General features: G+C 35.9%; 11 protein-coding genes. 4 read left to right on the forward strand and 7 right to left on the reverse strand.

Annotated features, from left to right (window positions below; translation table 11 throughout):
- Positions 1-319: 319 nt before the first annotated feature.
- Positions 320-1,555, reverse strand: a complete 1,236-nt coding sequence (locus PVV66_RS00615) for an argininosuccinate synthase (protein ID WP_273717433.1) — start codon at positions 1,553-1,555, stop codon at positions 320-322.
- A gap of 166 nt (positions 1,556-1,721) precedes the next feature.
- Here PVV66_RS00615 and PVV66_RS00620 point away from each other — a divergent pair, with 166 nt between their 5' ends.
- Positions 1,722-2,363, forward strand: a complete 642-nt coding sequence (locus PVV66_RS00620; protein ID WP_273717432.1) for a LysE family translocator — start codon at positions 1,722-1,724, stop codon at positions 2,361-2,363.
- A gap of 748 nt (positions 2,364-3,111) precedes the next feature.
- Here PVV66_RS00620 and rlmN read toward each other — a convergent pair.
- The 6 genes from rlmN to lptC all read right to left on the reverse strand — a co-directional run bounded on the left by rlmN (position 3,112) and on the right by lptC (position 10,038).
- Positions 3,112-4,338 (reverse strand): 23S rRNA (adenine(2503)-C(2))-methyltransferase RlmN, encoded by a 1,227-nt coding sequence (rlmN, locus tag PVV66_RS00625; RefSeq protein WP_273717431.1) that lies wholly within the window; start codon positions 4,336-4,338, stop codon positions 3,112-3,114.
- A 42-nt stretch (positions 4,339-4,380) separates the two neighbouring features.
- Positions 4,381-4,884, reverse strand: coding sequence for an invasion associated locus B family protein (locus PVV66_RS00630; protein ID WP_273717540.1), 504 nt, complete (start codon positions 4,882-4,884; stop codon positions 4,381-4,383).
- Positions 4,885-6,283: 1,399 nt separating this feature from the next.
- The gene (gene ptsN, locus PVV66_RS00635; protein ID WP_273717430.1) at positions 6,284-6,748 is read right to left on the reverse strand and encodes a PTS IIA-like nitrogen regulatory protein PtsN; all 465 of its coding nucleotides are present in this window, start codon (positions 6,746-6,748) and stop codon (positions 6,284-6,286) included.
- A 1,169-nt stretch (positions 6,749-7,917) separates the two neighbouring features.
- On the reverse strand, positions 7,918-8,712 hold the full coding sequence (gene lptB, locus PVV66_RS00640; RefSeq protein WP_273717429.1) for an LPS export ABC transporter ATP-binding protein: 795 nt from the start codon (positions 8,710-8,712) through the stop codon (positions 7,918-7,920).
- A gap of 6 nt (positions 8,713-8,718) precedes the next feature.
- Positions 8,719-9,291 (reverse strand): LptA/OstA family protein, encoded by a 573-nt coding sequence (locus tag PVV66_RS00645; RefSeq protein WP_273717428.1) that lies wholly within the window; start codon positions 9,289-9,291, stop codon positions 8,719-8,721.
- Positions 9,292-9,393: 102 nt separating this feature from the next.
- A complete protein-coding gene (lptC, locus tag PVV66_RS00650; protein WP_273717427.1) occupies positions 9,394-10,038 on the reverse strand; it encodes an LPS export ABC transporter periplasmic protein LptC in 645 nt (214 codons plus the stop codon).
- Between the two features lie 186 nt (positions 10,039-10,224).
- Here lptC and ihfB point away from each other — a divergent pair, with 186 nt between their 5' ends.
- The 3 genes from ihfB to PVV66_RS00665 all read left to right on the forward strand — a co-directional run bounded on the left by ihfB (position 10,225) and on the right by PVV66_RS00665 (position 11,905).
- Complete coding sequence (gene ihfB, locus PVV66_RS00655) at positions 10,225-10,503, forward strand: integration host factor subunit beta (RefSeq protein ID WP_026500856.1); 279 nt, start codon at positions 10,225-10,227, stop codon at positions 10,501-10,503.
- Positions 10,504-10,510: 7 nt separating this feature from the next.
- A complete protein-coding gene (locus tag PVV66_RS00660; RefSeq protein WP_273717426.1) occupies positions 10,511-10,807 on the forward strand; it encodes a lipopolysaccharide assembly protein LapA domain-containing protein in 297 nt (98 codons plus the stop codon).
- A gap of 165 nt (positions 10,808-10,972) precedes the next feature.
- Positions 10,973-11,905 (forward strand): class I SAM-dependent methyltransferase, encoded by a 933-nt coding sequence (locus PVV66_RS00665; protein ID WP_273717425.1) that lies wholly within the window; start codon positions 10,973-10,975, stop codon positions 11,903-11,905.

An 11,905-nucleotide genomic window follows, 5' to 3' on the forward strand; every position in this document is an offset into this window, starting at 1 on the left:
TTATTCGTCAATAATAGCAAGCAAAAAGATGTAAATTTCTTGATACTCTTGGTCAAAATACAAAAACCACCCCCGCTGTAAACATATTTTGTTCTGAGAGAAATAAAAAACATTGAATATTATAAAGCAAAATTGTCTTGTTTTGATTATCAAAGCCTTCTTTTCTCTTACCACGAGGCTTGCTTATTATATTTATAAGCACAAAAGCGAAGTCTCTAACAGTAAACGAAAGAACCTTAAGAACCAATAAACAAAAATACTTAGATAAAGTGTTTCATATAAAAACAATGCCCCATATGATACTTTTCAAAGTAATTTTTTATCTTTTTTCTTTATCATCTTGATGACGCATGGCTAATGTACGCAAACGAAGAGCATTTAATTTAATAAAACCTGTTGCATCTCTTTGATCATAAGCGCCTTGATCATCCTCAAAAGTCACCAACTCACTAGAATAAAGTGACTTTTTACTTTGGCGCCCTTCAACGATCACATTTCCTTTATAGAGCTTTAACGTAACTTCACCTTCAACATGTTCTTGAGATAAATCAATCGCTGCCTGCAACATCTTACGTTCCGGAGAAAACCAAAATCCATAATAAATGAGTTCTGCATAACGTGGCATTAATTCATCTTTCAAATGAGCTGCACCACGATCTAGCGTTAAAGATTCTATAGCTCTATGAGCCGTTAAAAGGATAGTTCCCCCTGGTGTTTCATAAATACCCCGCGATTTCATACCCACAAAGCGATTTTCCACCAAATCTAACCGACCAATACCATTATCGCGCCCATAATGATTTAATTCTGCAAGTAAAGTTGCAGGGGTTAAACTTTTTCCATTGATTGAAACAGCATCACCTTTTTTAAAGCCAAGAGTGATTCTGGTTGCTTGATCTGGAGCAGCTTCCGGCGAAAGAGTACGCATATGGGCATATTCAGGAGCAGGAAGGGCTGGATCTTCTAAAATCTTTCCTTCTGATGAAGAATGCAATAAATTTGCATCTACTGAAAAAGGCGCTTCACCTTGTTTATCCTTTTCTACAGGAATTTGATGTGTACGGGCAAATTTAAAGAGATCTGTCCGACTCTTAAAATCCCAATCACGCCACGGTGCAATAATCTTTATATCAGGATTAAGAGCATAAGCGGAAAGCTCAAAACGTACCTGATCATTGCCTTTTCCTGTTGCTCCATGAGCAATTGCATCGGCCCCTGTTTCCTTAGCAATTTCAATAAGGCGTTTTGAAATAAGTGGACGTGCAATTGACGTTCCTAAAAGATAACTCCCCTCATAAACGGTATTGGCCCGAAACATCGGGAAAACAAAATCACGCACAAATTCTTCACGCAAATCTTCAATGTAGATTTCTTTAACACCGAGCATTTCAGCTTTACGACGAGCAAATTCTAGCTCTTCGCCCTGCCCCAAATCCGCTGTAAAAGTTACAACTTCAACGCCTAGCGTACTTTGCAACCATTTGAGAATAATTGACGTATCTAACCCCCCTGAATAAGCCAAAACAACTTTTCTAATATTTTGCCACTTTTTCATTCTAATGCTCTATACAAATTGCTCTTTTTTTCTAAAAAATTAAAACGATGCAAGAAGTATAAAAATAAATTCTCTTTAAACAACATTAAAAAGACTCAAAAAGCATAAATAAAGACGCTTCAAAGTATAAATAATGAACATTACTTAAAAATAAGAGGAGATTGACGTGTCATTTCTACCGGAGTGGTCTATTGTTGTACAATTTGCTTTAGCATCGTTGATTTTAGCACTTATTCCAGGACCTGATATGATGCTTTCTGTAGGACGAACCATTACACAAAGCAAAAAAGCTGGAATTATGTGCGCCTTAGGAAGTGCAACAGGATTTGCCATTCAAGTTACTGCCGTAGCACTTGGCTTATCAGCGCTTATTTTTACTGCGCCACACGCTTTTGTTCTTCTGAAAATTGTAGGCGCCTTTTATCTTTTATGGTTTGCCTTTCAAGCGTTACGGAGAAAACCTACACTTTCCTTTGAACCAACATCTTCTAAATCTCAAAGCTCTAAACGTAACTATCTTGCTGGTATTGGAATTAATCTTCTCAATCCTAAAGTCATACTCTTTAACGCGACATTCTTACCGCAATTTATCAATGCGAATGATCCTATGGCAACACAAAAGTTACTCTTTTTGGGACTCTCTTATATTCCTATTTCTTTTCCCATTACAATTTCAGTCGTTTTTACAGCACATAAACTTACCAAAACCCTTAAACAAAATCCTCTTTATCTCCGCTTTCTCGACTGGCTTATTGCAGGTATTTTTACCAGCTTTGCCCTTCATCTTCTTATCGTTACAAAAAATTGATTTAAAGGTGTAATTTATCGTTTTTAATTTAAATGTGAATTCTAGATATTGTGAAACGCTCTCAATTTTACATCTGTTTATGTTGAATTAAACAATAGCTTTCTTGCACATCACAAGAAAAGCTTGAATTGTCATGGGGATAAAAACGATCCAAGAAAAGAATAGCTCTTATGAATTGTCTTAAACACCTAAAGCCTTTAAAACATTGAAAACTAAAAAATAGAATAATGGTACCAACTTACACCTTTATTAAACCTAAAAGTATGGATGGTATAATATATTTCACAGAGGCTTTTGTATTATACTCTTCACAGAAATTTTTGCGACATGGGGAGTGCATTAAGATGTCAATGGACAAAAATGGTAATTTATATTTTAGACACTCCGTTTTTTGTGTGAAGTGTAATCTTGTTAAAGAACGTAACAAACAAAAGCATGAGGCAATGTACATCTTAAAAGATATTACCGCAGATGCTTTTAAAAGTCATAAAGCCGAAGTAAAGAGTGTGAGGTGGAAATGTGTAGCCCTTGAGACTTTCCTCTAAATTAGGTTTCATCCTCATTTCAGAGATTATGCAAACGGACTTTATGCAATATCTTTTCCCCTATTGAATCTATAAAAGCTGAGATTGTTCATCTCGCACTGTTCCACCTTAAGCTATGTCTTATACATGCTTATTTTATGCGAGGTTTATACGTTGATTTACAGAAAAAAGCATAAGCTTTATATCACTGAAAACTGTGTTAACTAATGACCAATGGCATTTTCAAGTTTCAAACGTTCAGATTTCCGTAAGCGCTCTGAAGCCGATTTAAGCTGTCCACATGCCGCTAAGATATCGCGTCCACGCGGTATTCGAATAGGAGAAGCATAGCCTGCTTGATTAACAACATCAGCAAAACGCTCTATTTGCTCCCAATCAGAACATTGATAATTACTCCCTGGCCACGGATTAAAAGGAATTAAATTAATCTTAGCAGGAATCCCTTTCAATAGCTGAATCAATCGCTTAGCATCATCTAAACTATCATTGATATCTTTCAGCATAACATATTCAAATGTAATTCGTTTTGCATTAGACAAACCAGGATAATTACGACAAGCATCCATGAGTAAAGAAAGCGGATATTTTTTATTGATAGGAACAAGCATATCCCTTAGTGTATCGTGTACAGCGTGGAGTGAAATTGCTAACATAACACCAATTTCTTCTCCGGTTCGGATAATTCCAGGAACAACCCCACTAGTTGAAAGCGTAATCCGACGTTTTGATAAAGAAAGTCCATCGCCATCAGAAGCGATCAATAAAGCTTTTTTTACAGCTTCAAAATTATAAAGAGGTTCTCCCATTCCCATCATAACAATATTGGTAATTTTGCGCCCTTCAACAGGAACAATTGCCCCATCAGGAGTATCCTTATCAGGAAAATCACCCAAACAATCACGTGCAACCAACAATTGTGCCAAAATTTCTTCCGCAGTCAGATTGCGAACAAGCATCTGCGTTCCCGTATGACAAAAAGAGCAGGTTAATGTACATCCCACTTGCGATGAAAGACATAAGGTCCCACGTCCTTCTTCAGGGATATAAACCGTTTCAATTTCAACAGGCCTTCCAGCTCCACGCGCTGGAAAACGTAAGAGCCATTTACGTGTACCGTCCTTTGATATTTGTTCTCCAACAATTTCCGGACGTGCAATGGAAAAATGACGTTTAAGTGTTTCCTGCATTGCTTTAGAAATATTCAGCATTTCATCAAAATTTGAAACACCACGTACATAAAGCCAATGCCAAAGCTGACGCGCACGCATACGCGTTTGACGCTCTGGTACACCAAGTGTCTTCAAAGCTTGCACTATTTCATCTTGCGATAATCCAATTAAAGAGAGTTTAGAACTCTCCTTCACAACAATATTATCTGTTTTTCGTTCTATACATGAACCAACAGGCCTAAGATCATAGGAAATAGCCATTGCTTTCCAATTTACATCACTATTTTAGAAGTTATCAAAACCTTAATGGCACTTTTGAGCTGCATTTAAGGCAGCAGTGACCCCTTTTAAGGAATAAGTATAGGTGGTATGCGTTCCCCGTTTTGATATTGCCTTCACTGTCATATTGTTTCCAGCACGCATAGCAGAAACAAGCTGTTTTTCTAGCTCTGATGACGCCAACCAAGCTGAAGAATCCTTCGTAAAGAAATCAAAGTCCTTATCTCCAATGGTCACTGTCACTCTCGACCCTTCTTGAAGCGTATAACCAGCCATAAACTGCGGCTCAAACGAAAGAGGCGATTGAGAACGCTTGGTAACTAAGAAAAAATTATCACCATGATTAACCGTCGTTGGAAGAGAATTCAAAGGAACAGACAACACATAGCAAATCGTATTTTGGGACGATTTATAAGAATAGGCTCCCCACGCTTCAAATTGATTTAAACGGCTTGGCGTTTGTGCACACGCCACCCCACCTGTAACAAGAACCATTACAGATGCAGCAATAACAGTCTTTTTAAACATCTTCATTTAGCTCACTTCTTTAATCTTTAACAAGACTCTCTTCATTAGAAAAGTTCAAATAAAAACTTCTCGATACTCACGTGTAATTATCCTAATTCCTTCAATAAGCAAAATATTTTCACAGCAATCAGAACAGATTTTTACGTTCCATTGTGACCTTTTAGTCGTTACTAAAATATGAACTTTTTATTCAATAATCACATTAAAAAACAACATTTTTGATTTTATATCACTCATTTCGTTTTTGCATAAAAAACGTTCTCTTTAATCTGCTGCAAAACTTTGAAAATACACCCTGCACTCCAAAAGAAATTTCATAGCCTTGTGAATATCATTTCTCAAATCTAAACATTCAATACATGTCTGTCCGTAAGATACTCCACCTTCCATCCATTATAGTGTATTCATACCTCGTATTCAATATCGTCCTGATATCGCCTTTTCGTAATATTAAAAATATCTTGCAAAAATAATCAAATATTATCAATATATTAATCATAAAACATAGAGACTTTAAATCCTGTCTCAATAATGACATGCAACTTTGTTTGTTATGAAACTATTTCCCTATATCTCATCTCAAATTATTAATTTTTAAAATGATTTTAACCACTTACACAAGCTTAACCATATTGTTAATGCATTAGAGAATATCTTCCTTCCTGTTACAAAAACTTCTGAAGAATTCTTTTGTCTCGTTTTCTTATCTTATTTTTAGGTAATTTATAAATAAAAATATAAAACTTTTTTCTATAGCAGCTCTAAACTCTCCACCTTATCGTCTTTTAAACAACATTTTAATCAATTAAAGCATCATTGAATAAATTTTTCTATAAAACTCTTTCACCCAGCCTAAAGCTATCATTTTCATTCATACCGTACAAATTTGTTTTTTAGCATGAGCTCTATACAACAGTTGCGATCTAAACCATATCTATTAAAATAGCTGATCTCTTCCTCGCCCTCAAAGGACGAAGATTCTTAACCCCATCTGGCCTGTCAACAATTCGGATTTTGTTAAGCAAGCTCCTCTTGTCTTTCAATTCATGGAATTCTACAAGCAAGTCCTGCTTAAGAATATTTACGAGGTATCCTAAAAGCACTTAATGTATTAAGAAAACTTACATGCCTTATCTCATCATACCTCACGTGCTATTGTTTTACAGCATAAAAGGACAAAAGAATTCAAGAGCATAATGATTGGGTGCTTTAATATATGGGAACAATAAAAAATAAGTACTTTGTTTTTGTTGCTTGCGATTTTAAAAAAGATTCGCTTAGAAACGATTTTTTAAAATCGCATAACGTAATCTTTTGCTATCAGCCCTTTAAGATACAAATTATATTATTTCTACCCTCTATGGTGTATACCCCGCAATTTATACACTCATAATCCCTTTTAAGCTGCATTTGATTCTGAAGTTTGAATCAATAAAGCATAAAGCGCATTGGCATTATGCGTATTGCGCAATTTTTGCACAACATCAGCATGACGCAAAACACGTGCAATCTGTGATAAAGCTTTTAAGTGATCTGCACCAGCATTTTCAGGTGCCAAAAGAAGAAAAACGAGATCTATAGGTTCGTCATCGAGAGCTTCAAAATCAACTGGGCTTTCAAGACGTGCAAATATACCAATAATCCGATTAATATCAGGTAATTTTCCATGAGGAATCGCAATACCACCACCAAGCCCCGTTGAACCAAGCTTCTCGCGTTGCAAAACAATATCAAAAATTATATGCTCACTAAGACCTGTCAGCTTAGACGCTTTTTCGGCTAAAATTTGTAGAACTTGTTTTTTCGAATTAGCCTTAAGAGCCGGAATAATTGCTTCCGGTGCTATTAACTCACTCAAATTCATCCTTTAATTTTCCTCTTACACGCTTAAATGCTCACCAATAAACCTATAAATGGTGTCGATATTTAAAGTTCTTTCACTTTTCGCAACATCGCATGTGTTTTTATTTTTCAATTTATAACGGGTGATGGCTTAATACGTCTCATATCATTTTTAACAGAACAATAAATAGTGTTTAGCTCCTCATTAACAGCATGAGAACAGAAAAAAAGAAACGAAGTTGTTCATAAAATTAATTTCCTTAAAACACTAGAAAAGGGCATTATTCATAAATTTATTAAACTTGTCACAAGAGTTAATGTATAATTCCCCATTAGATTTTTTTCTTTCTTTAAAAATAAGTTCTTAATAGAATGAGAAGCATATTGAGCAAAATAGACCTTTAGTTTGAGAATTACTGTATAGCTTAAACAAAGCCTTATAACAAGAATCTAAAAGCTTTTAGAATTTTGATGATTATTTTAAAAGATTTATAGATTTAGCCTAATATTTGTCGCCGCGCTCCTATTTTTAAATACGCCACACAAACCAATAAAACACGACAATCCCTCTTAAATAAATGCAATATATAACGGATGCTCCAATTAAAATACCCGAAACAGCATCAGCGATATGTTCTTTGATTCGACAGAGAAAAATATGATAAATATCTCTCACCTTTCAATAACACACGCATTTATTTACAGCCTCATTTATCATTCATTATCGCGTTAATCTAGTGATATCTTTTCTATGATACAATCATAAGTAACCTCAACCAATAAAATAATAAACTCATCTTATAGTGATGAAGCCTTTTGTACCTCTCAATAAAATTTTTTAGATTACACTCATAAAAGAAGTTTTGGCATAAATAAGGAAATTTTCAATAATTCAATAATAATGTAAAGAATACAATCACCAGAAAAAATCTTATTGCATACCCCAATTAAAAAACTTTATCCTAAAGTCGTCTTCTTTTGTTGATTTACAATCTTTAAAAACATCATCAATAAAGGAACAATTGCCTTTGTTTCTGTAATAAAAATATATATCGATAATAATTCTTTATTAATAATCACAACGAAATCTCATCCACCTCCTTTGGAATGTGTTTGATTACCTAAAATAGCGTTTGTGACGATCATGTTGTTTCTGTTAAACTTAAATGGAAACGTAGGAAAGCTGTAAAATCATAGAGAAAACTGATTTCCCAAATAAATCCTGCGGACATCAACGTTGTTGATAATATCATGAGGACGACCGTGAACTAATACTTTACCGGTGTGAATAATGTAAGCGCGGTCAACAAGTCCTAATGTCTCGCGTACATTATGATCTGTTATTAAAACACCAATGCCGCGCTTCGTTAAATGACGAATAAGCTGCTGAATATCAAAAATAGCGATAGGATCAATTCCTGCAAATGGTTCATCAAGTAACATAAAATTAGGACGAGAAGCTAAAGCACGCGCAATTTCAAGCCGTCGACGTTCACCCCCGGATAACGAAAGTGCAGGCATTTTACGTAAATGATCAATTTTAAATTCATGTAAAAGGCTATCTAACTCTTCACGTTGTTTAAGGCGATCTTTTTCAACAACTTCTAAAACAGCTTTAATGTTATTTTCTACTGAAAGACCACGAAAAATAGAGGCCTCCTGCGGAAGATACCCAATACCTAAACGCGCACGTCGATACATCGGAAGATGCGTAATATCAAATCCATCAATTTTAATGGATCCTCCATCAGATTTTATGAGCCCCGTAACCATATAAAAACAAGTTGTTTTACCTGCCCCATTGGGCCCTAAAATGCCAACAGCTTCTCCCGTACGAATGCCAAAAGAAACGCCATTAACAGTTGGTCGTCCTCGATAAACTTTAATCAAATGACTGGCAATCAAAGTCCCTTTTAAGCGCTTTTTTGAAGCTTCACTTGCAAAATCATAGTTATCAGTCTGTTTTTTTCTTTTGATTCCAAACATGAAATCTTAATGGCCATTTTTTTGATTTTGTTTAAAAATAATAGAAACGCGACCCTTTTTATTAGTCGTCTCACAACCTTCTAAAAAAGCCTTTCCGCTTTCCATATTTGCCGTTAGTTTGCATCCTGTTGCTACATTATCACCATCCGTTAATACAACATGATTCCCTGTCAAGCTCATCATTTTTGATTTTCCATCAAAAACGCCTTTATCCCCCGTGGCAATTTGCGTAGCTATTTTTATATAAACCTTTCCTAAGGCTTCCATTTTTTGTACGCCCGACGAACCAAACAAAGCAACAGATGATGCCTTCGTATCTTCCTTGTTTCTATCCGTTCCTTTATAGACTTTATCGTAATAAACAACTAATTTTGCCGTCCGTAAAAGACGTTCACCTTGCACCACTGAAACATCACCCTTAAAAAGCGCTATCCCTTCTTTATCACGTATTTCTAAAGAATCTGCATGAAGTTCTACCGGTTCTTTGCCGTTTGATAGACTTATACCAAAATGGGTTTCTTCAGCATAGCCTAAAACCGTTCCTCCTCCTAACACTCCCATGCTAAAAGCTAACGCCATACCTATCCATCTTTTGTATGATCTCATTATTTCAATTCTTCTGTCTGTATAGTCACATACTTCTCTTTTAAATATCGTTTAAAGATTCGTATTGATATTGCGTCATTGCTTTTGAAGCACTAAATGCACACCGCCATGGAAATACATGTTTTTTCCTTTTTCTCGAATTTGTAAGGCATTGGCGGCAAGATGAAAACCAGCTCGCTGAATATTAACACGCTGATCTGTTTTTAACTGTCCCTCAGATAAATTAATATTAGCCGACATAAATTGTGCCATCATCCCATCGTTCGTCGTAATGGTGAATGGCTTATCCAACTGTAAAAAACCATGAATGTTATCGTAAACGCCCCCTTGTGCTGCGAGAAAAACCTGCCTTTGTTGACCCATAGATGTTTTAGCTGTGATGTTTTGTAATCCAATTATTCCAGAGCGCGTATGATCTTGAAATGCCTTTTCTGCTTTAAGCCAATAAGGTTCATGAGCACGCGTATAACCTTCTAATTTTGGATTGAGCATCGTCAAGTTCACCACTCCATTCTCTTCACTATTCAAAGGCATAGGATCAGAAGGAGTGGGAACCAAGAAAAACGTAAACCAGCAAAAAACCAGCGCTGAAACTAAGGCTAAGAGAGGTAAAAAAATTTTTAATAGGCTAATGCGACGCGAATGCCGGGATGCTTTTTTAAAAACATCTCCAACAGATGATTGCGTTGAAAAGACTTCATAATAATTGTGTACGGACATACTCTCCTAATCTCTTAAATATTCCGAATTTTTAATCTGTATAACCTTTATAAGAGGTATTTTCAAATTTTGTTTCTTGAAATTTGCTTTTTCTTGGTTTTATTTTGCTTTTATCTGTTTATATATTGTAATATGCATGAAGTGCACAATTATAAAAAAGTTTTTTGTGTGGAAAGTGAGGCTATTGTGGTTAAATCAGAGCTTGTGCAAATTATTGCTCGTCATAACCCGCATCTTTTTCAACGGGATGTGGAAAATATTGTAAACGCTATTTTTGAAGAAATTTCAACGGCACTTGCAAATGGCGATCGTGTTGAACTTCGTGGATTTGGAGCATTTTCTGTAAAAAGCCGTTCAGCCCGTAATGGACGTAATCCACGAACAGGAGAAGCCGTTGCTGTTGAAGAAAAGTGGATTCCTTTTTTTAAAACTGGCAAGGATTTACGCGACCGTCTTAATCAGTGAGAAACTTATGATCATTAAACGTATTCTTTTAACAAGTATCGGTGTGATTATCGCAGCGGTTTTGATTGTTTTTATCATAGCTAATCGTCAAATGGTTCCGTTAACCCTTGATCCTTTTCGAGAAAATTCTGAAAGTTTTACTTATCATGCTCCCCTCTTTATATGGCTCTTTATTTTCTTTGGTTTTGGTATTTTATTAGGAAATCTATTCCGTTGGTTTTCTTATTACAAATGCAAAAAAGCTCTCAAAAAAAGTAAAGCCGAGATCGAGAAATTGAAAATGTCTATCACAAATTTGGTGTAATGGTCTTTTAGTGAAGTCTTTTTCTCTCTGTATTTTATATTCAACACAGAGTTTAAAAGTGCTTTTTTCTAATGTTTTAATTGATTTTAGCTCTTTTGCACTTTTATCAAACATTTAAGAGCTTTATAATACAGCTTTTACACCTCATACACTGTGATACAAAACATGCCTGCACAATGCTTTCAATCCTTTCCCAATAATAGATATCCGCAGGAAAAATTGCCCCTTATTTTAGAAACAGGTGTGAGTGAAAATTATGCTCTCATTGATTCTGGTCATGGACAAAAATTAGAGCGTTATGGAGCTTATCGAATTATTCGACCAGAAGGTCAAGCACTATGGAAACCCGCTTTATCACAAAAACAATGGGCTGATGTTGATGCTATTTTCACAGGAAACCTTGATGAAGAAGGGGTTGGTCGTTGGCTTTTTCCTAAAAAGCCACTTGATGAAACGTGGCCACTTTCTTGGAATGGACTGTCTTTTCTAGGTCGCTTTACTTCCTTTCGTCATGTAGGCGTTTTTCCTGAACAAGATGCTCATTGGCGCTCTATGGAAGAACAAATTGTTAAAGCCGCACGTCCTATAAAACTATTGAATCTTTTTGGCTATACAGGTGTTGCCTCTTTGATTGGAGCACGAGCGGGTGCAAATGTTACCCATGTTGATGCTTCTAAAAAAGCCATTGCGTGGGCAAAAGCTAATCAGGAAAGAGCAGGATTACCAGATTATTCTATTCGCTGGATTTGCGATGATGCTGTAAAATTTGTCGAGCGAGAACTACGTCGTCAGAAAAGCTATGATATGATTCTTCTTGATCCCCCTGCTTATGGGCGTGGACCCCATGGCGAAGTTTGGCAACTGTTTGATCATTTACCAGCGATGATCACAAATTGTCGTAAACTTCTCTCTGATAAACCGCTCTCTGTTGTCCTTACAGCTTATTCTATTCGTGCTTCCTTCTTTGCACTTCATGCTTTAATGCGCGATGCATTTGTAAATCTTGGTGGTACAGTCGAATCAGGAGAACTCATTTTGCGTGAAGAAGTTGCAGGGCGCGCCCTTTCTACTTCTCTTTTTAGCCGTTGGATTGCTTGA

Source organism: Bartonella sp. AU16XJBT (genome assembly GCF_028618665.1).
Taxonomy (GTDB): domain Bacteria; phylum Pseudomonadota; class Alphaproteobacteria; order Rhizobiales; family Rhizobiaceae; genus Bartonella.

Excerpts from the sequence above, each read along its gene's own strand:
- PVV66_RS00615 (WP_273717433.1), bottom strand. The coding sequence starts at position 1,555 with ATGAAAAAGTGGCAAAATATTAGAAAAGTTGTTTTGGCTTATTCAGGG.
- rlmN (WP_273717431.1), bottom strand. The coding sequence starts at position 4,338 with ATGGCTATTTCCTATGATCTTAGGCCTGTTGGTTCATGTATAGAACGA.
- PVV66_RS00630 (WP_273717540.1), bottom strand. The coding sequence starts at position 4,884 with ATGTTTAAAAAGACTGTTATTGCTGCATCTGTAATGGTTCTTGTTACA.
- ptsN (WP_273717430.1), bottom strand. The coding sequence starts at position 6,748 with ATGAATTTGAGTGAGTTAATAGCACCGGAAGCAATTATTCCGGCTCTT.
- lptB (WP_273717429.1), bottom strand. The coding sequence starts at position 8,712 with ATGTTTGGAATCAAAAGAAAAAAACAGACTGATAACTATGATTTTGCA.
- PVV66_RS00645 (WP_273717428.1), bottom strand. The coding sequence starts at position 9,291 with ATGGCGTTAGCTTTTAGCATGGGAGTGTTAGGAGGAGGAACGGTTTTA.
- lptC (WP_273717427.1), bottom strand. The coding sequence starts at position 10,038 with ATGTCCGTACACAATTATTATGAAGTCTTTTCAACGCAATCATCTGTT.
- PVV66_RS00660 (WP_273717426.1), top strand. The coding sequence starts at position 10,511 with ATGATCATTAAACGTATTCTTTTAACAAGTATCGGTGTGATTATCGCA.
- PVV66_RS00665 (WP_273717425.1), top strand. The coding sequence starts at position 10,973 with ATGCCTGCACAATGCTTTCAATCCTTTCCCAATAATAGATATCCGCAG.